Annotated in this window: 16 protein-coding genes; all 16 read left to right on the forward strand. The window is 62.5% G+C overall.

The window, feature by feature from the left end; translation table 11 throughout:
- Window positions 1–384: 384 nt before the first annotated feature.
- The 16 genes from secE (at window position 385) to fusA (ending at window position 19,857) form a co-directional block, all read left to right on the forward strand.
- Window positions 385–570, forward strand: a complete 186-nt coding sequence (gene secE / locus TP2_RS05680; RefSeq protein ID WP_038074699.1) for a preprotein translocase subunit SecE — start codon at window positions 385–387, stop codon at window positions 568–570.
- 244 nt (window positions 571–814) lie between these two features.
- Window positions 815–1,354 carry a transcription termination/antitermination protein NusG gene (gene nusG, locus TP2_RS05685; RefSeq protein WP_038074700.1) on the forward strand — a complete coding sequence of 180 codons (540 nt, stop codon included), beginning with the start codon at window positions 815–817 and terminating at the stop codon, window positions 1,352–1,354.
- 105 nt (window positions 1,355–1,459) lie between these two features.
- A complete protein-coding gene (gene rplK / locus TP2_RS05690; RefSeq protein ID WP_038074701.1) occupies window positions 1,460–1,912 on the forward strand; it encodes a 50S ribosomal protein L11 in 453 nt (150 codons plus the stop codon).
- Between the two features lie 3 nt (window positions 1,913–1,915).
- Window positions 1,916–2,614, forward strand: a complete 699-nt coding sequence (gene rplA, locus TP2_RS05695; protein WP_038074702.1) for a 50S ribosomal protein L1 — start codon at window positions 1,916–1,918, stop codon at window positions 2,612–2,614.
- A 244-nt stretch (window positions 2,615–2,858) separates the two neighbouring features.
- Window positions 2,859–3,371: a 50S ribosomal protein L10 gene (rplJ, locus tag TP2_RS05700; protein WP_038074703.1), complete on the forward strand. Its 513-nt coding sequence runs from the start codon at window positions 2,859–2,861 to the stop codon at window positions 3,369–3,371.
- 67 nt (window positions 3,372–3,438) lie between these two features.
- Window positions 3,439–3,813, forward strand: coding sequence for a 50S ribosomal protein L7/L12 (gene rplL, locus TP2_RS05705; protein ID WP_038074704.1), 375 nt, complete (start codon window positions 3,439–3,441; stop codon window positions 3,811–3,813).
- A gap of 247 nt (window positions 3,814–4,060) precedes the next feature.
- The gene (rpoB, locus tag TP2_RS05710) at window positions 4,061–8,197 is read left to right on the forward strand and encodes a DNA-directed RNA polymerase subunit beta (protein ID WP_038074705.1); all 4,137 of its coding nucleotides are present in this window, start codon (window positions 4,061–4,063) and stop codon (window positions 8,195–8,197) included.
- Between the two features lie 50 nt (window positions 8,198–8,247).
- On the forward strand, window positions 8,248–12,483 hold the full coding sequence (gene rpoC, locus TP2_RS05715; protein ID WP_038074708.1) for a DNA-directed RNA polymerase subunit beta': 4,236 nt from the start codon (window positions 8,248–8,250) through the stop codon (window positions 12,481–12,483).
- A 131-nt stretch (window positions 12,484–12,614) separates the two neighbouring features.
- Window positions 12,615–13,328, forward strand: a complete 714-nt coding sequence (locus tag TP2_RS05720) for a hypothetical protein (protein ID WP_038074712.1) — start codon at window positions 12,615–12,617, stop codon at window positions 13,326–13,328.
- A gap of 105 nt (window positions 13,329–13,433) precedes the next feature.
- Complete coding sequence (locus TP2_RS05725; RefSeq protein ID WP_038074719.1) at window positions 13,434–14,165, forward strand: glycosyltransferase family 2 protein; 732 nt, start codon at window positions 13,434–13,436, stop codon at window positions 14,163–14,165.
- Window positions 14,166–14,169: 4 nt separating this feature from the next.
- Complete coding sequence (locus tag TP2_RS05730) at window positions 14,170–14,475, forward strand: lipid-A-disaccharide synthase N-terminal domain-containing protein (RefSeq protein ID WP_093470096.1); 306 nt, start codon at window positions 14,170–14,172, stop codon at window positions 14,473–14,475.
- The gene (locus TP2_RS05735; RefSeq protein WP_051692244.1) at window positions 14,450–15,898 is read left to right on the forward strand and encodes an ArnT family glycosyltransferase; all 1,449 of its coding nucleotides are present in this window, start codon (window positions 14,450–14,452) and stop codon (window positions 15,896–15,898) included. The genes TP2_RS05730 and TP2_RS05735 overlap by 26 nt, the downstream gene beginning before the upstream one ends.
- 1 nt (window position 15,899) lies before the next feature.
- Window positions 15,900–16,616, forward strand: coding sequence for a phosphatase PAP2 family protein (locus TP2_RS17905; protein ID WP_051692245.1), 717 nt, complete (start codon window positions 15,900–15,902; stop codon window positions 16,614–16,616).
- Between the two features lie 244 nt (window positions 16,617–16,860).
- Entirely contained in the window at window positions 16,861–17,232 is a 372-nt protein-coding gene (rpsL, locus tag TP2_RS05745; protein WP_038074720.1) for a 30S ribosomal protein S12, read from the forward strand.
- Between the two features lie 12 nt (window positions 17,233–17,244).
- Entirely contained in the window at window positions 17,245–17,715 is a 471-nt protein-coding gene (gene rpsG / locus TP2_RS05750) for a 30S ribosomal protein S7 (protein ID WP_038074721.1), read from the forward strand.
- An 18-nt stretch (window positions 17,716–17,733) separates the two neighbouring features.
- Window positions 17,734–19,857: an elongation factor G gene (gene fusA, locus TP2_RS05755; RefSeq protein ID WP_038074724.1), complete on the forward strand. Its 2,124-nt coding sequence runs from the start codon at window positions 17,734–17,736 to the stop codon at window positions 19,855–19,857.
- The last annotated feature ends 83 nt before the right edge of the window (window positions 19,858–19,940 follow it).

Genomic DNA, 19,940 nt, shown 5'->3' on the forward strand with positions numbered 1-19,940 from the left:
ACCATCGAAAGCCATTCATGCATCCCGTGAAACCACGACGATCCCCAGTGGAAGAACAGTGCCACCCCGGAAATCAGCGAGACGAGGAAGAGCCCGGTAATGAGCGGCGTGGCATAGCGGTTGAGAACGGTCGGCATCTGGTTGCTCCATGACTGGCGCGGCTGGCGCGCTTTCTTCTTGCGGTTTCTTGCTTCACGCGTCGGGCGCGGTTTTCCGTCCGCAAAGCCGCCATGCGCGGCACGCAGGTCACGCTGCGCGCTGGCCGACGTGGCATCAGCCTTGAAATCCGGCAGGGGAGCGCGTATCTGGCGGCAATTGCGCCTTTCGGGGCGCTTCGGGCAGATGAGGCGGCGCGACATGCGGCGCGCATAAGGGATGACGAGAATGGCAAACCCCCTCCAGTTTCTCCAGCAGGTGCGCTCGGAAGCGGGCAAGGTGACCTGGCCGAACCGGCGCGAGGTGCTGCTGACGACCGGCATGGTGCTCGCGATGGCGGCCCTGACAGCGATCTTCTTCTCGCTCGTGGACTGGATCATCCGTCTTGGCGTGACCCAGGTGATCGGCAGCTGATCGCGGAACGCGCGCGGGGCCGTTCTACGCCTCTCGCAGCTGCGGCGAAGAAGTGACCGCGCCTCGGTCTAACGGTCTTGAATTCAAAGGCCTTCGGCGGTAAAGGGGCGGAACTTTCCAGAACCGGCGTGCATCGATTCGCGTGGTGCACGCTGTTTTTTGTTCTGGGGATGGCGGGTCAACCCCGTGATATAACAGGAATTTTCGGTGCCTTGGCATCGGCGGCAAGAGGCAAAGAATCGGCATGGCGAAACGTTGGTATTCGGTAAGCGTTCTCTCGAACTTCGAGAAGAAAGTCGCCGAGAGCATCCGTCAGGCCGTGATCGACAAAGGTCTGGAGGACCAGATCGAGGAAGTCCTCGTGCCGACCGAAGAGGTGATCGAGGTGCGCCGCGGCAAGAAGGTGACCTCCGAGCGTCGCTTCATGCCGGGCTACGTGCTGGTGCGGATGGAGATGACCGACAAGGGTTATCACCTGATCAACTCGACGAACCGGGTGACCGGCTTCCTCGGGCCGCAGGGCAAGCCGATGCCGATGGCCGATGCGGAAGTGAACCGCATCCTGAGCCGCGTCGACGAATCGGGTGAGCAGGCCGCACCGCGCAGCCTCATCACCTTCGAGGTCGGCGAGAACGTGAATGTGACCGACGGGCCCTTCGAAGGCTTCTCGGGCATGGTCGAGGAAGTGGACGAGGCGGCGAGCCGTCTCAAGGTCACCGTCTCGATCTTCGGCCGGCCGACGCCGGTCGAGCTGGAATACACGCAGGTGCAGAAAACCGCCTGAGTGTGAGCCGTGGGAGGCGAGGGCCCTTGCTGAGACAAGGTGTCCCGGACCGAACCACTAAACTTCGCATCCCTTCGGATGTGACAGTGATAAGGAGAGGGCCACATGGCCAAGAAAGTTATCGGGCAGCTCAAGCTGCAAATCCCGGCAGGCGGCGCAAACCCGTCCCCGCCGGTCGGTCCGGCGCTGGGTCAGCGCGGGATCAACATCATGGAATTCTGCAAGGCGTTCAACGCCAAGACGCAGGAGATGGACAAGCAGGCGAAGATCCCGACGATCATCACCTATTATGCTGACAAGTCCTTCACCTTCGAGATCAAGCAGCCGACCGCCAGCTTCTTTCTGAAGCAGGCCGCGGGCCTCAAGCCCGTCGGCAAGCGTAACCGTCCGAAGGGTTCGGAAGCGCCGGGCCGCGTCGTTGCCGCGACGATCACCGCCGCTCAGGTCCGTCAGATCGCTGAGGCGAAGATGAAAGACCTCAACGCCAACGACATCGAAGGCGCGATGAACATCATCCTCGGCTCCGCGAAGTCGATCGGTATCGAGGTGAAAGGCTAAGTCATGGCAAAGCTCGGTAAACGCACCAAAGCCGCCCGCGAAGCCTTCGCCGGCAAGGACCTGATCTCGGTCGAGGACGCCGTGTCGCTGATCAAGGCGAACGCGAATGCGAAATTCGACGAGACCCTCGAAATCGCGATGAACCTCGGTGTTGACCCGCGTCACGCCGACCAGATGGTTCGTGGCGTCGTCGCTCTGCCGAACGGCACCGGCAAGACCGTCCGCGTGGCTGTCTTCGCCCGTGGCGCGAAAGCGGATGAAGCCAAGGAAGCCGGGGCCGATATCGTCGGCGCCGAGGACCTGATGGAAACCATCCAGGGCGGCACGATCGAGTTCGATCGCTGCATCGCGACCCCCGACATGATGCCGCTCGTCGGCCGTCTGGGTAAAGTCCTGGGCCCGCGCAACCTGATGCCGAACCCGAAGGTCGGCACCGTGACGATGGACGTGAAAGCGGCTGTCGAAGCGGCGAAGGGCGGCGAAGTCCAGTTCAAGGTCGAGAAGGCCGGCGTCATTCATGGCGGCATCGGCAAGGTCTCCTTCACCGAGGAGCAGCTCGCCCAGAACGTCCGCGCGTTCGTGGACGCCGTGTCGAAAGCCAAGCCCACGGGCGCGAAGGGCACCTATCTCAAGAAGGTGTCGCTGAGCTCGACCATGGGCCCGGGCGTGTCGCTCGACCTCACGTCGGCGACCGGCAACTAAGAGAATTCCGCCGGGGGTGACCTCGGTGGATGGCAGGGCGGCGGCCTGACGCTTCCGCCCTGACCTGTCCGAGACGGAGGGTGCCGTAAGGCTTAATTTCCTTCCTGAGATGGGGATCGAGACCAATCCGGGTTTGGGCTTTCGGGCCGATCTCGGGCGATCTGGCCTCGGGCCCTTCGGACCCGACCCCGGGAAACCGGGACAATGAGAGCCGGGGGGAAACCCCCATACTTGGAGTGTAACTGTGGATAGAGCCCAAAAAGAGAAAGTGGTCGAGGAACTCGGCCAGATCTTCGCAAGCTCTGGCGTCGTAGTGGTTGCTCACTACGAAGGCATGACGGTTGCTGACATGCAGGACCTCCGCGCACGCATGCGTGAAGCGGGTGGTTCGGTTCGTGTTGCCAAGAACAAGCTCGCCAAGATCGCCCTTGAAGGTCAGCCCTGCGAAAGCATCGCTGAATACCTGACGGGCATGACCGTGCTTTCCTATTCTGAGGACCCTGTCGCTGCGGCGAAAGTGGTCGTCAAGTACGCCAAGGATAACGAGAAACTCGAAATCCTCGGCGGCGCAATGGGAGACTCGGCCCTCGATGTCGCCGGTGTCAAAGCCGTCGCCGATATGCCGTCGCGTGAAGAGCTCATCGCTTCGATCGTGGCTGCCATCGGTGCACCCGCTTCGAACATCGCCGGTGCCGTTGGCGCGCCTGCTTCTAACATCGCGAGCATCCTTTCCACTATCGAGGAAAAGGCTGCGTAAGCAATCGACTTGTCCCGTAGCGGCTTGAAACCGCGACGTTGGAAAACCCAAATCTAGGAACTGTAAAATGGCTGATCTGAAAAAACTCGCCGAAGAAATCGTGGGCCTGACCCTTCTGGAAGCCCAGGAACTGAAAACCATCCTGAAAGACGAATACGGCATCGAGCCGGCCGCCGGTGGCGCCGTCATGATGGCTGGCCCGGCTGCTGGTGCTGCTGAAGCTGTCGAAGAGAAAGACGAATTCGACGTCGTTCTCGTGGAAGCTGGCGCCAACAAGATCAACGTGATCAAGGAAGTCCGTGGCATCACCGGCCTGGGCCTGAAAGAAGCCAAAGACCTCGTTGAGGCTGGCGGCAAGGTCAAGGAAGGCGCTGCGAAAGCGGAAGCCGAAGAGATCAAGAAAAAGCTCGAAGAAGCCGGCGCGAAAGTCGAGCTCAAGTAATCGAGCCGGATGCGCCTGCATCCGATCTGAAAAATGGGCTGGGTCCGGGCAATCCCCGGGCCCAGCCGAACCTGTCTCGGAGAGGGCTTTCGCGCCCTGAAGCCCTCTCCAAGGCGGCGTTCGCGGTTCGGGAGCCTTTCGGTGGGACGGAAGGCAGGTATGGAACCGCCCCCCTTCATTCGCCTTGCGGCGCGCAATGGGCCCCGACATTGCGCCAGTCGCGAAGAGACGAAAGGTCACGCAGAGCATGGCTCAAGCTTACGTTGGTCAAAAACGCATCCGCCGCTATTACGGCAAGATCCGTGAAGTCCTCGAAATGCCGAACCTCATCGAGGTTCAGAAATCCTCCTACGATCTGTTCCTGCGCTCCGGCGAGGCGGACAAGCCCACTGATGGCGAGGGTCTCCAGGGCGTTTTCCAGTCGGTCTTCCCGATCAAGGATTTCAACGACAACGCCATCCTGGAGTTCGTGAAATACGAACTCGAGAAGCCGAAATACGATGTCGAAGAGTGCCAGGCGCGCGACATGACCTATTCGGCGCCGCTGAAAGTCACCCTGCGTCTCATCGTGTTCGATGTCGACGAGGAAACCGGCGCGCGCTCGGTCAAGGACATCAAGGAACAGGATGTCTTCATGGGCGACATGCCCCTGATGACGAAGAACGGTACGTTCATCGTGAACGGCACCGAGCGGGTCATCGTGAGCCAGATGCACCGTTCGCCGGGTGTGTTCTTCGACCATGACCGCGGCAAGACGCACAGCTCGGGCAAGCTGCTGTTCGCCTGCCGGATCATCCCCTATCGCGGGTCGTGGCTCGATTTCGAATTCGACGCCAAGGATCTGGTGTTCGCGCGCATCGACCGTCGCCGCAAGCTGCCGGTGACGACGCTGCTTTATGCGCTCGGCCTCGACCAGGAAGGCATCATGGATGCCTATTACGAGACCGTCACCTACACCGCCAAGGGCAAGTCGGGCTGGGTCACCAAGTTCTTCCCCGATCGCGTTCGCGGTACCCGTCCGACCTTCGACCTCGTCGATGCGGCTTCGGGCGAAGTGATCCTGAAAGCTGGCGACAAAGCGACCCCGCGCATGGTCAAGAAGTGGCGCGACGACAACTCGGTTCCCGAGCTGCTCGTGCCGTTCGAGAACATCGCTGGCCGTTATTGCGCCAAGGACATCATCAACGAAGACACCGGCTTCATCTACATCGAAGCGGGCGACGAGCTGACGATCGAATACGACAAGGACGGTGAGCTGTCGGGCGGTTCGATCAAGACGCTGCTCGATAACGGCATCACCGAGATCCCGGTGCTCGACATCGACAACGTCAATGTCGGCCCCTACATCCGCAACACGATGGCCGCGGACAAGAACCTCAACCGCGACACCGCGCTGATGGATATCTATCGCGTCATGCGTCCGGGCGAGCCGCCGACCGTGGAAGCCGCCTCGTCGCTCTTCGACAGCCTGTTCTTCGACAGCGAGCGCTACGACCTCTCGGCCGTGGGCCGCGTGAAGATGAACATGCGTCTCGACCTCGATGCGCCGGACACCCAGCGCACGCTGCGTCGCGAAGACATCATCGCCTGCATCAAGGGCCTGGTGGAACTGCGCGACGGCAAGGGCGAGATCGACGACATCGACCACCTCGGCAACCGCCGCGTGCGTTCGGTCGGCGAACTGATGGAAAACCAGTATCGCGTCGGCCTGCTGCGCATGGAGCGCGCGATCAAGGAGCGTATGTCCTCGGTCGAGATCGACACGGTCATGCCGCAGGATCTGATCAACGCGAAACCGGCTGCGGCCGCGGTGCGTGAATTCTTCGGCTCCTCGCAGCTGTCGCAGTTCATGGACCAGACCAACCCGCTTTCGGAAGTCACCCACAAGCGTCGTCTCTCGGCGCTTGGCCCGGGCGGTCTGACCCGTGAGCGTGCCGGCTTCGAGGTGCGCGACGTTCACCCGACCCACTACGGCCGGATGTGCCCGATTGAAACGCCGGAAGGTCAGAACATCGGTCTGATCAACTCGCTGGCCACCTTTGCCCGCGTGAACAAGTATGGCTTCATCGAGACCCCGTATCGCAAGGTTGAAGACGGCAAGGTCACCGACGAAGTGGTCTACATGTCCGCGACCGAGGAAATGCGTCACACCGTGGCGCAGGCGAACGCGACGCTCGACGAGAACGGCAAGTTCATCAACGACCTCGTCTCGACCCGCCAGTCGGGCGAATACGCGCTCAACCCGCCGGAAATGGTGGACCTGATCGACGTGTCGCCGAAACAGCTGGTTTCGGTCGGTGCGGCGCTCATCCCGTTCCTCGAAAACGACGACGCGAACCGCGCTCTGATGGGTGCGAACATGCAACGTCAGGCCGTTCCGCTGCTGCGTTCGGAAGCGCCCTATGTCGGTACCGGCATGGAAGCGACCGTGGCGCGTGACTCCGGGGCTGCGATCACCGCGACCCGTGGCGGCATCATCGACCAGGTCGATGCGCAGCGTATCGTTATTCGCGTGACCGACGATCTCGAAGCGGGCGATCCGGGCGTGGACATCTATCGTCTGCGCAAGTTCAAGCGTTCGAACCAGTCCTCGACCATCAACCAGCGTCCCGTCGTGAAAGTGGGCGACAAGGTTGTGAAGGGTCAGGTTGTTGCTGACGGTCCGTCGACCGATCAGGGCGAACTGGCGATCGGCCGCAACGTGGTCGTCGCGTTCATGCCCTGGAATGGCTACAACTACGAAGACTCGATCCTGATCTCCGAGCGGATCCACCGCGACGACGTGTTCACCTCGATCCATATCGACGAATACGAAGTGGCGGCGCGTGACACCAAGCTCGGCCCGGAAGAGATCACCCGCGACATCCCGAACGTCGGCGAGGAAGCCCTGCGCAACCTCGACGAAGCGGGCATCGTCTATATCGGCGCCGAAGTGGGGCCGGGCGATATTCTCGTGGGCAAGATCACCCCGAAGGGCGAAAGCCCGATGACGCCGGAAGAGAAGCTCCTCCGCGCCATCTTCGGTGAGAAAGCGTCCGACGTGCGCGACACCTCGCTGCGTCTGCCGCCGGGTGCCTATGGTACGATCGTGGAAGTCCGCGTCTTCAACCGTCACGGCGTCGACAAGGACGAGCGTGCGCTGCAGATCGAGCGTGAGGAAGTCGAACGTCTGGCCCGTGACCGGGACGACGAGCTCGCGATCCTCGAGCGCAACATCTACGCGCGTCTCAAGACCCTGATCATGGGCAAAACCGCCGTGAAGGGGCCGAAGGGCATCAAGGCCGGTTCGACCATCGACGACGAACTGCTGGGCACCCTGTCGAAGGGCCAGTGGTGGCAGCTCGCGCTCGAAGACGAGGGCGATGCCAAGGAAGTCGAAGCCCTCAACGACCAGTTCGAGGCGCAGAAGCGCGCGCTCGACCTGCGTTTCGAGGACAAGGTCGAGAAAGTCCGTCAGGGCGACGACCTGCCTCCGGGCGTGATGAAGATGGTCAAGGTCTTCGTCGCGGTGAAGCGCAAGCTTCAGGCTGGCGACAAGATGGCTGGCCGTCACGGCAACAAGGGCGTCGTGTCGAAGGTCGTTCCGATGGAAGACATGCCGTTCCTCGCCGATGGCACCCCGGTCGATCTCGTGCTGAACCCGCTGGGCGTGCCTTCGCGCATGAACGTCGGTCAGATCCTCGAGACCCACATGGGTTGGGCGTCGCGCGGTCTGGGCAACCAGATCGACGAGGCGATCCGTGCCTATCGCCGCAATGGCGACATGACCCCGGTTCGCGAGGCGATGAAGATCGGCTATGGCGAAGAGACCTATGACGAGGTTCTCGCCGGCATGGACGACGAGGCCTTCATCGAAAGCGCCGAAGCTGTCCGCACCGGCGTTCCGATCGCGACCCCGGTCTTCGACGGTGCGAAAGAGGCTGACATCAACGACGCGCTCAAGCGTGCCGGCTTCGATCAATCCGGTCAGTCGACCGTGTTCGACGGCCGCACCGGCGAGCAGTTCGCGCGCAAGGTCACGGTGGGTGTGAAGTACTTCCTGAAGCTTCACCACCTCGTCGATGACAAGATGCACGCCCGTTCGACCGGCCCGTACTCGCTCGTCACGCAGCAGCCGCTGGGTGGTAAGGCGCAGTTCGGTGGTCAGCGTCTCGGGGAGATGGAAGTCTGGGCTCTGGAAGCCTACGGCGCCGCCTACACCCTGCAAGAGATGCTGACGGTGAAGTCGGATGACGTGGCCGGCCGGACGAAGGTCTACGAGTCGATCGTCAAAGGCGAGGACAACTTCGAAGCCGGCGTGCCGGAATCGTTCAACGTTCTCGTCAAAGAGGTCCGGGGCCTCGGCCTCAACATGGAACTCCTGGACGCGGAGGAAGAGGAGTGAGGGCTTCGGCCCTCCTCTGATCCCTTCCGCCCTCATTCAAGGATTTACAGATGAACCAGGAACTGACCCAAAACCCGTTCAACCCGCTCGCGCAGCCGAAGGCGTTTGACGAGATCAAGATCTCGCTGGCCTCGCCGGAGCGGATCCTGAGCTGGTCCTACGGCGAGATCAAGAAGCCGGAAACCATCAACTACCGCACGTTCAAGCCCGAGCGTGACGGCCTGTTCTGCGCGCGTATCTTTGGCCCGATCAAGGATTACGAATGCCTGTGCGGCAAGTACAAGCGCATGAAGTATCGCGGCGTCGTCTGCGAGAAATGCGGCGTTGAAGTCACCCTCCAGAAAGTGCGTCGCGAGCGCATGGGCCATATCGAACTGGCCTCGCCCGTCGCGCATATCTGGTTCCTCAAGTCGCTGCCCTCGCGCATCGGCCTGATGCTGGACATGACGCTGCGCGATCTCGAGCGCATCCTCTATTTCGAGAACTACGTGGTGATCGAGCCGGGTCTGACCGATCTGAGCTACGGCCAGCTGCTCTCGGAAGAAGAGTATCTCGACGCGCAGGACGCCTATGGCGCTGACGCTTTCACCGCCAATATCGGTGCGGAAGCGATCCGCGAGATGCTGGCCGCGATCGACCTTGAGGCGACCGCCGAGCAGCTCCGCGAAGAGCTGAAGGAAGCCACGGGCGAGCTGAAGCCGAAGAAGATCATCAAGCGTCTGAAGATCGTCGAAAGCTTCCTCGAGTCGGGCAACCGCCCCGAGTGGATGGTGCTGACCGTGCTTCCGGTGATCCCGCCGGAACTGCGTCCGCTCGTCCCGCTCGATGGTGGCCGTTTCGCGACCTCGGATCTCAACGACCTCTACCGTCGCGTGATCAACCGGAACAACCGTCTGAAGCGTCTGATCGAACTGCGTGCGCCCGACATCATCGTGCGCAACGAAAAGCGGATGCTGCAGGAATCGGTCGATGCGCTGTTCGACAACGGCCGTCGCGGCCGCGTCATCACGGGCACCAACAAGCGCCCGCTGAAGTCGCTCTCGGACATGCTGAAAGGTAAGCAGGGTCGCTTCCGTCAGAACCTTCTGGGTAAGCGCGTGGACTTCTCGGGCCGTTCGGTCATCGTGACCGGTCCGGAACTCAAGCTGCACCAGTGTGGTCTGCCCAAGAAGATGGCGCTCGAACTGTTCAAGCCCTTCATCTACTCGCGTCTCGAGGCCAAGGGCCTGTCGAGCACCGTGAAGCAGGCGAAGAAGCTGGTCGAAAAAGAGCGTCCCGAGGTGTGGGATATCCTCGACGAGGTGATCCGCGAGCACCCGGTTCTGCTGAACCGCGCACCGACGTTGCACCGTCTGGGCATCCAGGCGTTCGAACCGATGCTGATCGAAGGCAAGGCCATTCAGCTGCACCCGCTCGTCTGCTCGGCGTTTAACGCCGACTTCGACGGTGACCAGATGGCCGTTCACGTGCCGCTCTCGCTGGAAGCCCAGCTGGAAGCGCGCGTGCTGATGATGTCGACGAACAACGTCCTCTCGCCCGCAAACGGCGCGCCGATCATCGTTCCCTCGCAGGACATGATCCTTGGTCTCTACTACGTGACCATGGAGCGTCAGGGCATGAAGGGCGAAGGCATGGACTTCTCCTCGGTCGAGGAAGTGGAGCACGCGCTCAATGCGGGCGAGGTGCATCTGCACGCCAAGATCACCTGCCGCGTCAAGCAGATCGACGAAACCGGCAACGAGGTGTTCGAGCGTTTCGAGACCACCCCGGGCCGCGTGCGTCTGGGCTCGCTGCTGCCGCTCAACACGAAAGCGCCCTTCGAGCTGGTCAACCGCCTCCTTCGTAAGAAGGACGTGCAGAACGTCATCGACACCGTCTACCGCTATTGCGGTCAGAAGGAGTCGGTCATCTTCTGTGACCAGATCATGGGCATGGGCTTCCGCGAAGCGTTCAAGGCCGGCATCTCCTTCGGCAAAGACGACATGGTGATCCCGGACAACAAGTGGGACATCGTCGAAGGCGTCCGCGACCTCGTGAAGGACTTCGAACAGCAATACATGGACGGTCTGATCACCCAGGGTGAGAAGTACAACAAGGTCGTCGATGCCTGGTCGAAGTGTAACGACAAGGTCACCGAGGCGATGATGAACACCATCTCGGCGCCGAAATACGACGAGGCCGGTGCCGAGCAGGAACCGAACTCGGTCTACATGATGGCCCACTCGGGCGCTCGTGGCTCGGTGACGCAGATGAAGCAGCTCGGCGGGATGCGTGGCCTGATGGCCAAGCCGAACGGCGAGATCATCGAAACGCCGATCATCTCGAACTTCAAGGAAGGCCTGACCGTTCTTGAATACTTCAACTCGACCCACGGCGCCCGCAAGGGTCTGTCGGATACCGCTCTGAAGACGGCGAACTCGGGTTACCTGACCCGTCGTCTCGTCGACGTGGCGCAGGACTGCATCGTGCGCACGCATGATTGCGGCACCGAGAATGCGATCACGGCTTCGGCGGCGATCAATGACGGTGAAGTCGTGGCTCCGATCTCCGAGCGCATCCTGGGCCGTGTCGCGGCCGATGACGTGCCGGTGCCGGGCTCCGACGAGGTGATCGTGCGCAAGGGCGAGCTGATCGACGAGCGCAAGGCCGACGCGATCGAGCAGGCGGGTGTCCAATCCGTCCGTATCCGCTCGGCGCTGACCTGTGAGGCCGAAGAGGGCGTTTGCGCGCTTTGCTACGGCCGCGACCTCGCACGCGGTACCCTTGTGAACCAGGGCGAAGCGGTGGGTATCATCGCGGCGCAGTCGATCGGGGAACCGGGCACGCAGCTGACGATGCGGACCTTCCACCTTGGCGGTGTTGCGCAGGGCGGCTCGCAGTCGTTCCTCGAAGCGAGCCAGGAAGGCAAGATCGAGTTCCGCAACGCCAACCTCATCACCAATGAGGCGGGCGAGCAGATCGTGATGGGCCGCAACATGCAGATCGCCATCGTCAACGAGCATGGCGAAGAGCTCGCGAGCCACAAGATCGGCTACGGCACCAAGGTCTTCGTGACCGACGGCGCAGACGTGAAGCGTGGCGACAAGCTGATCGAATGGGATCCCTACACCCTGCCGATCATCGCTGAGAAACCCGGCAAGGTCCGCTTCGTCGACCTCATCTCGGGCATCTCGGTCCGCGAGGATACCGATGACGCAACGGGTATGACGCAGAAGATCGTGTCCGACTGGCGCGCAGCGCCCAAGGGCAATGATCTGAAGCCGGAGATCCTGGTCCTCGGCGAGGATGGCGAGCCGGTCCGTAACGAGGCGGGCAACCCGGTGACCTATCCGATGTCGGTGGACGCGATCCTCTCGGTCGAAGACGGTCAGGACGTGAAAGCGGGCGACGTGGTCGCGCGTATTCCGCGCGAAGGTGCGAAGACGAAGGACATCACCGGCGGTCTGCCGCGTGTGGCCGAACTCTTCGAAGCACGCCGTCCGAAGGATCACGCGATCATCGCCGAAATCGATGGCTATGTGCGCTTTGGCAAGGACTACAAGAACAAGCGTCGCATCGCGATCGAGCCGCGCGACGAAGGTCTGGAGCCCGTCGAGTACATGGTGCCGAAAGGCAAGCACATCCCGGTGCAGGAAGGCGACTTCGTGCAGAAGGGTGACTACATCATGGACGGCAACCCGGCACCGCACGACATCCTGCGCATCATGGGGATCGAGGCTCTGGCCGACTACCTCATCAACGAAGTGCAGGACGTCTATCGTCTGCAGGGCGTGAAGATCAACGACAAGCACATCGAGGTGATCGTTCGCCAGATGCTGCAGAAGATCGAGATCCTCGACTCCGGCGATACGACGCTGCTCAAAGGCGAGCATGTCGACAAGGTCGAGTTCGACGAGGAGAACGACAAGGTCGCGGCCCGTGGTGGGCGTCCGGCGAACGGCGAGCCCGTTCTGCTCGGCATCACCAAGGCGTCGCTGCAGACCCGCTCGTTCATCTCGGCGGCCTCCTTCCAGGAGACGACCCGCGTTCTCACCGAAGCCTCGGTGCAGGGCAAGCGCGACAAGCTCGTGGGCCTCAAGGAGAACGTCATCGTCGGCCGCCTGATCCCGGCGGGCACCGGTGGCGCAACCACCAAGGTCCGCAAGATCGCGGCCGAGCGCGACCAGAAGGTCATCGTGCAGCGTCAGGCGGAGGCGGAAGCCGCTGCTGCGCTCGCGGCACCGATGGACGTGGCCGAAAACGATGCCGATTTCGGCCCGGTCGAGACGCCCGAAAGCCGCGATTGATCCTCAAACCGAGGTTTGATCTAGAGAAAATCACCCCCGCGCGGTTCGTCCGCGCGGGGGTTTTGCTTGTCACGGGGCGGAAAGCCGCGCACCTTGCCCGCGACGCGTAGATGACGAGAGGGACGACTGCGATGTTGAAGGCAACGATTTTGGCACTTGGTATGACTGCGCTCGGGGCGGGGACGCTCTGGGCCGGCCCGTATCAGGACAGCGAGGCACAATTGCGCGCGGCCTATGGCGCCTATCGCTCGGCCCTGTTCCTGTCGAACCAGGGAAAGGGCCCCGAAACCGAGGCCGCGCTGGAGCGTTTCAGCAAGCAATGGGCTGCGATCACGCAGAATTGGTCGGCCGATCCGCCGCCGCAATATGCGGATGATCCGGTGCTTGGCGCGACCTTCGACACCGTGACCGAGCTCGCCGCGAAGGCCGCCGAAGAGGCCAAGGCGGGTCAGCTTCCCGAGGCCCATGAGACGCTCGAAGGCGTGCGCGACGCGATTGGCGAGCTGCATGTGCGCAACGGGATCGTCGGTTTTTCGGACCGGATGAACGATTATCACGCGCAGATGGAACGGGTTCTGACCACGGATTACGTCAATATGGGCGAGGAGGGCGCGCGCGAACTGATCGCCGACGCCTCGCTTCTGAGCTATCTCGCGGCCCAGGTCGTGAAGCACCCCGCCCCTGAGGCTGCCACCGCCGAAGGCTATCAGAAGCTCGTCGACGGTTTCGCGGTCTCGGTAGCGTTTTTCTACGATGCGGCGATCTCGGGTGATGTCGAGCGCGCAATGGTCGCGCGGACGAAACTCAAGCCGAGCTATGCGATGCTCTTCGCGAAATTCGGCTGATCGCCTGCGGCGCGGCCCGGTCCGTGCCGCAAGACTCGTTTACAAGCCGGGGCGTCGCGGCTAAGAGAAACGCGCCTTCGCGCCTAGCCAAGAGTTCGGCCTTCCATGCCTGAAATTTCCATCGTCATCCCCGCCAAGAACGAGGCGCCCAACATCGCGTCGCTGCTCGATGAGATCGACGCTGCTTGCGCACCGGTCTGCGACTACGAGGTGATCGTCGTCGATGACGGCTCCGATGACGGGATGGGCGCAATCGTGCGCGAGCGGATGAAGAGTCATCCCAACCTGCGTCTGCTGCACCATCCGAACTCCGCCGGCCAAAGCGCGGGCGTGCATTCGGGTGTATTGGCGGCGAAGGGTCAGATCATCTGCACTCTGGATGGTGACGGGCAGAACCCGCCCTCGGAACTGCCCGCGCTGATGGCGCCGCTGCGGGCGGAAGGTTCCGACGCGGTGGGGCTCGTCGCAGGCCAGCGGGTCGGACGGCAGGACACGCTGTCGAAGAAGCTCGCCTCGAAATTCGCCAACAAGATCCGTAGCGCCATCCTCAAGGACGGCACGCGCGATACCGGCTGCGGCCTCAAGGCCTTCCGGCGCGAGGCCTTTCTCGCGCTGCCCTATTTCGATCACATGCACCGCTATCTGCCCGCGCTTTTTTCGCGCGACGGCTGGCAGGTTGCCCATGTCGACGTGACGCACCGCTCGCGCGGGGGCGGACGGTCGAATTACAACAACCTGCAACGCGGTCTGGTCGGCATCGTCGACCTGATGGGCGTCGCCTGGCTCCTGAAGCGGCGCAAGAAGGCGCGCGCCAGCGAGATCGCACGCGAGGAGTGAGCCGATGCAATGGCTGATGAACATGCTGCATGTGGACAGCATCACCGAGCTTTGGTGGGTGATTTTCGGCCTGCTCGCGCAGCTGATGTTCACCGGGCGTTTCATCGTGCAATGGATCGCCTCCGAGCGTCAGCGCGACTCCGTCGTGCCGCTGGCCTTCTGGTATTTCTCGCTCGCGGGCGGGCTGATGCTGTTCAGCTACGCGGTCTATCGCAAGGACCCGGTGTTCATTCTCGGCCAATCGCTGGGCGTGTTCATCTATTCGCGCAATCTCTGGCTGATCTATGCCAAGCGTCGCCGCGAAGCATGATCTCGGCGCGGATCGGGGCGGCTGGTTCGGCCCGGCCCTGATCGTCGTCGCAGTCGTCACGGTGTTGCGGCTGGTTCTTCTGGCCTACAACCGCACCGATCTCTTCGTCGATGAGGCGCAATACTGGCTCTGGGGTCAGCATCTCGATTTCGGCTACTATTCCAAGCCGCCGCTGATCGGCTGGCTGATCCGCGCGGTGACCGAGCTTGCGGGTTCGGATGCGCCGTTCTGGGTACGGATGCCCGGTGCGGTGCTACATGGCGCGACGGCGCTGGCGCTCGGCGCGCTTGGGGCGCGGATCGCGGGGCGGTCGGTGGCGATCTGGACGGCGGCGCTCTATGTGACGCTGCCCTTCGTGGCGCTCGGCTCGGTGTTGATCTCGACGGATACGGTGATGGCGCCCTTCTACGCGTTGGCGCTGCTGTTCCTGCATCGCGCGGGGCAGGGGCGGCATGCGGGCGATGCACTGGTCGCGGGGATCTGTGCGGGGCTGGCCTTCATGGCGAAATATGCGGCGATCTACCTGATCCCGGGGCTGGTGCTGGCGGCGCTGGTCTCGCCCGCCTGGCGGATTGGTTGGCGCAACGTGGTGATCGCGGCGCTGGCCTTCGGGGCGGTGATTGCTCCGAACGTGGTGTGGAATCTCAATAACGGGCTGACCACGGTCTCGCATACGATGGACAATGTGGGCTGGGTGCGCACGGGGGCTGCGCTGAACCTCGGCTCGATGGCGGAGTTCTTCGGCAGCCAGTTCGCGGTCTTCGGACCGGTGACGATGGTGGCGCTGCTCATCGGCTATGCCGGCTGGCGCGATCCGGCCAAGCGTGGGCTCGCGATGCTCTCGGTGCCGCCGCTGGTGGCGGTGACGATCGAGGCGCTGCTCGATCGGGCCTATGCGAACTGGGCGGTGGCAGCCTATTTCGCGGGAACGGTTCTGGCGGCAATGGTGCTGCGCGGCGTGTGGCGCTGGAGCGCGATCGCCGTGAACGCAGCGATTGCGCTGGCGATCCCGGTGCTGACCGTTCTGGCGCCGTGGCCCGAACGCGATGGTGCGCCGCTTCTCAAGCGCTGGCTGGGGCAGGGCGATCTGAGCCGCCAGATCCTGAGCCTCGCCACGACCGAGGGCGTCCCGGTCTTTGCCGACAACCGCGCGATCCTCGCTGATCTCTTCTATACCGGGCGCGATGCCGGGGTGGTGGTCTATGCACCCGCGCCGCGGGGCCGTGCCGAGAGCTATTACGAACAGATGTGGCCGCTTCCGGAGCATTACACGGGCGAGCTTCTGGTGATTTCCGATCACGCGCCCGATTGCGGCGCGGGGCCGGTCGCGCCGGTTGGAACCCTGGAAGCTACAGGAACCTGGGCTGGCAAGGGCTATCAGGCCTACCGAGTGGAGGCGCGCTGTGTCCGAGCCGAAGATTGACATGATCCGTACCGGCTGGGCGCTGCTTGCGGCCTGGGTTCTGGGGTTCGTGCTGTTTCGTGCGCTGCCGGTGCTCGATACCGGCGTTGCCAGTCTCTTCTACCGCGCCGGGGAGGGGTTCACGGTCATTACCAACCCGCTCTGGGAGTGGTTTCGCCAGCGGATCTGGGATGTCTCGATCGTGCTCTTTCTGGTCTCGCTGATCGCATGGCCGCTCGCAGGGCTTCGTCATCGGAAGGTATTTGCAATCCCCGCACGGATCTGGGGCTTCGTGGCGCTTTTGTATTTCCTCGGACCGATCCTGATCGTGAACGGCATCCTGAAGGCCAATTCGGGGCGCGCCCGCCCGGCCAATGTGGACCTCTTCGGCGGGGATCATCATTTCACCCTTGCGGGCACCTTCACCGACCAATGCAAGAAGAACTGCTCCTTCGTGTCGGGCGAGGTCGCCGCTGCGGTGGTGCTGACGATCGTAATCTGGCTCGCCGCGGAGCTGTGGCGGGCGGCGCTGCCGCGCTGGGGCCTGCTTTACCTGCGCGCCGTCGGGGTTTTCTTGGCGCTCTTCATCGTCCTTCAGCGGATCGGGACGGGGCGGCACTTCCTGTCGGACACCTATTTCGCGGGGCTGGTGTCGCTTACGGTGGCGTGGTTCCTGTGGGGGCTGCTCTTTGCGGGGTGGCTGCCTGCGATCCGCGCAGGGCTCCGGCGCGAGAGTTGACAACCCACCCGACTCCCCCTATACGCCGCGCTACCTGACGGGCTCAGTATGCCTTGAGGGTAGCCGATTTCTAGTGGTCAAGATCCGGGTTTTCGCCCCGATCCTCTGGAATTCAACGCATTCGCCGCGGTCCTCGGGCCGGGGATGAATGCGATTTGGCGTTTTCGCGAATCCGCGCGGGAACGTGTCGAGAAGTGGCGCCTCCGGAAACGGGGCGAGTATTGACAGCAGAACGGGGAACCGAATGCCGACGATCCAACAGCTGATCCGCAAACCGCGGCAGCCCAAGGTGAAGCGCTCCAAGTCGCAACACCTCCAAGAATGCCCGCAGAAGCGTGGTGTTTGCACGCGCGTCTACACCACGACGCCGAAGAAACCGAACTCCGCTATGCGTAAGGTCGCCAAAGTGCGCCTGACGAATGGCTTCGAGGTCATCTCCTACATCCCGGGCGAGAAGCACAACCTGCAAGAGCACTCGGTTGTTCTGATCCGCGGCGGCCGTGTGAAAGACCTTCCGGGTGTCCGTTACCACATCCTGCGCGGTGTGCTGGATACCCAAGGTGTCAAAGACCGTCGTCAACGCCGTTCGAAATACGGCGCGAAGCGTCCGAAGTAAGGAGATCTCCAGATGTCTCGTCGTCACGCCGCTGAGAAGCGCGAAGTTCTGCCCGACGCCAAGTATGGCGATCGCGTGCTGACCAAATTCATGAACAACCTGATGATCGACGGCAAGAAGTCCGCCGCCGAGAAAATCGTCTACAACGCGCTGGGCCGCGTTGAGGGCAAGCTCAAGCGCGAGCCCATCGAGGTGTTCCACGAAGCCCTCGACAACGTGAAGCCTTCGGTCGAAGTGCGTTCGCGTCGTGTTGGTGGTGCCACCTACCAGGTTCCGGTCGAGGTTCGCCCGACCCGTCGCGAAGCGCTGGCCATTCGTTGGCTGATCGCGGCCGCCAAGTCCCGCAACGAGAACACAATGGAAGAGCGCCTCGCAGGCGAGCTTCTGGATGCGGTGAACTCGCGTGGTTCCGCGGTCAAGAAGCGCGAAGACACCCACAAGATGGCCGACGCCAACAAGGCGTTCAGCCACTACCGCTGGTAATAACGGAAGGACGCCATTATGGCACGCGATTATCCCCTCGAGCGTTACCGCAACTTCGGGATCATGGCCCACATCGACGCGGGCAAGACCACCACGACGGAGCGGATCCTCTACTACACCGGCAAGTCCCACAAGATCGGCGAAGTCCACGACGGCGCCGCGACCATGGACTGGATGGAGCAGGAGCAGGAACGCGGGATCACCATCACCTCGGCTGCGACCACGACCTTCTGGCAGTGGCAGGAAGACCCGACGGCTGAAGGCACCGACGACACCAAGTTCCGCTACAACATCATCGACACCCCCGGCCACGTTGACTTCACCATCGAAGTCGAGCGTTCGCTGGCGGTTCTCGACGGTGCGGTTGCGCTGCTCGACGGTAACGCCGGTGTGGAGCCGCAGACTGAAACGGTGTGGCGTCAGGCCGACCGTTACAAAGTTCCGCGTCTCGTGTTCGTCAACAAGATGGACAAGATCGGCGCTGACTTCTTCAACTGCGTGAAGATGGTCAAGGATCGCACCGGTGCGACCCCGGTTCCGGTCAACTTCCCGATCGGTGCCGAGGACCAGCTCGAGGGGATCGTCGACCTGATCACCATGGAAGAGTGGGTCTGGAAAGGCGAAGACCTGGGCGCTGCCTGGGTGCGTCAGCCGATCCGTGACGATCTGAAGGCGACCGCCGACGAATGGCGTGCGCACATGATCGAGCACGCCGTCGAAATGGACGACGATGCGATGATGGCTTACCTCGAAGGGGAAGAGCCGGATGTCCCGACGCTGCGCAAGCTGATCCGCAAGGGCTGCCTGTCGATGTCCTTCGTACCGGTTCTGGGTGGCTCGGCGTTCAAGAACAAGGGCGTCCAGCCGCTGCTCAACGCTGTGGTCGACTTCCTGCCCTCGCCGCTCGACGTGCCGCCCTACATGGGCTTCTCGCCGGACGACGAGAGCGAAGAGCGCAACATCGCGCGTCACGCTTCGGACGAAGAGCCCTTCTCGGGCCTCGCGTTCAAAATCATGAACGACCCCTTCGTCGGCTCGCTGACCTTCACCCGTATCTACTCGGGCGTGATCAACAAGGGTGACTCGATCCTCAACTCGACCAAGGGCAAGAAAGAGCGCCTTGGCCGTATGATGATGATGCACTCGAACAACCGCGAAGAGATCGAGTCGGCCTATGCCGGCGACATCATCGCGTTGGCCGGTCTGAAGGAAACCACCACGGGTGACACGCTCTGCGCCGTCAACGCGCCGGTGGTTCTGGAAACCATGACCTTCCCCGATCCGGTGATCGAGATCGCTGTGGAGCCGAAGTCGAAAGCCGACCAGGAAAAGATGGGCCTCGCCCTTCAGCGCCTGGCAGCCGAAGACCCGTCCTTCCGCGTCGAGACCGACCTCGAGTCGGGCCAGACCATCATGAAGGGCATGGGCGAACTTCACCTCGACATCCTCGTGGATCGCATGAAGCGCGAGTTCAAGGTCGAGGCGAATATCGGTGCACCGCAGGTGGCCTACCGCGAGACCATCTCGCAGCCGGCCGAAATCGACTACACGCACAAGAAACAGACCGGTGGTACCGGCCAGTTCGCACGCGTGAAGCTCGAGATCACCCCGACCGAGCCGGGCGAAGGCTATTCGTTCGAGTCGAAAATCGTCGGTGGTGCGGTTCCGAAGGAATACATCCCGGGTGTCGAAAAGGGCATCAAGTCGGTCATGGACTCCGGTCCGCTGGCAGGCTTCCCGGTTATCGACTTCAAGGTCGCGCTGGTTGACGGTGCGTTCCACGACGTCGACTCCTCGGTTCTGGCGTTCGAAATCGCGACCCGTGCGGCAATGCGTGAAGGCCTGCGTAAGGCCGGCGCGAAGCTTCTCGAGCCGATGATGAAGGTCGAAGTGGTGACCCCGGAAGAATATACCGGCGGCATCATCGGCGACCTGACCTCGCGTCGCGGTCAGGTGCAGGGTCAGGATACCCGCGGTAACGCGGTGGTCGTGAACGCCTTCGTGCCGCTCGCGAACATGTTCGGCTACATCAACAACCTGCGGTCGATGTCCTCGGGCCGTGCGGTCTTCACCATGATCTTCGATCACTACGAAGCCGTGCCGCAGAACATCTCGGACGAGATCCAGAAGAAATACGCGTAAGGGATGCGCGCCGGGGCAACCCGGCGCCTCTCCAACGTCACGAAATGACAGGAGGCCATCATGGCAAAGGAAAAGTTTGAACG

Origin of the sequence: Thioclava pacifica DSM 10166, from assembly GCF_000714535.1 — a bacterium.
Taxonomy (GTDB): Bacteria; Pseudomonadota; Alphaproteobacteria; order Rhodobacterales; family Rhodobacteraceae; genus Thioclava; species Thioclava pacifica.

Excerpts from the sequence above, each read along its gene's own strand:
- secE (WP_038074699.1), top strand. The coding sequence starts at position 385 with ATGGCAAACCCCCTCCAGTTTCTCCAGCAGGTGCGCTCGGAAGCGGGC.
- TP2_RS17905 (WP_051692245.1), top strand. The coding sequence starts at position 15,900 with ATGATCCGTACCGGCTGGGCGCTGCTTGCGGCCTGGGTTCTGGGGTTC.
- rplA (WP_038074702.1), top strand. The coding sequence starts at position 1,916 with ATGGCAAAGCTCGGTAAACGCACCAAAGCCGCCCGCGAAGCCTTCGCC.
- TP2_RS05725 (WP_038074719.1), top strand. The coding sequence starts at position 13,434 with ATGCCTGAAATTTCCATCGTCATCCCCGCCAAGAACGAGGCGCCCAAC.
- rpsL (WP_038074720.1), top strand. The coding sequence starts at position 16,861 with ATGCCGACGATCCAACAGCTGATCCGCAAACCGCGGCAGCCCAAGGTG.
- fusA (WP_038074724.1), top strand. The coding sequence starts at position 17,734 with ATGGCACGCGATTATCCCCTCGAGCGTTACCGCAACTTCGGGATCATG.
- rplL (WP_038074704.1), top strand. The coding sequence starts at position 3,439 with ATGGCTGATCTGAAAAAACTCGCCGAAGAAATCGTGGGCCTGACCCTT.
- TP2_RS05730 (WP_093470096.1), top strand. The coding sequence starts at position 14,170 with ATGCAATGGCTGATGAACATGCTGCATGTGGACAGCATCACCGAGCTT.
- TP2_RS05720 (WP_038074712.1), top strand. The coding sequence starts at position 12,615 with ATGTTGAAGGCAACGATTTTGGCACTTGGTATGACTGCGCTCGGGGCG.
- rplK (WP_038074701.1), top strand. The coding sequence starts at position 1,460 with ATGGCCAAGAAAGTTATCGGGCAGCTCAAGCTGCAAATCCCGGCAGGC.
- rpsG (WP_038074721.1), top strand. The coding sequence starts at position 17,245 with ATGTCTCGTCGTCACGCCGCTGAGAAGCGCGAAGTTCTGCCCGACGCC.
- rpoB (WP_038074705.1), top strand. The coding sequence starts at position 4,061 with ATGGCTCAAGCTTACGTTGGTCAAAAACGCATCCGCCGCTATTACGGC.
- nusG (WP_038074700.1), top strand. The coding sequence starts at position 815 with ATGGCGAAACGTTGGTATTCGGTAAGCGTTCTCTCGAACTTCGAGAAG.
- TP2_RS05735 (WP_051692244.1), top strand. The coding sequence starts at position 14,450 with ATGCCAAGCGTCGCCGCGAAGCATGATCTCGGCGCGGATCGGGGCGGC.
- rpoC (WP_038074708.1), top strand. The coding sequence starts at position 8,248 with ATGAACCAGGAACTGACCCAAAACCCGTTCAACCCGCTCGCGCAGCCG.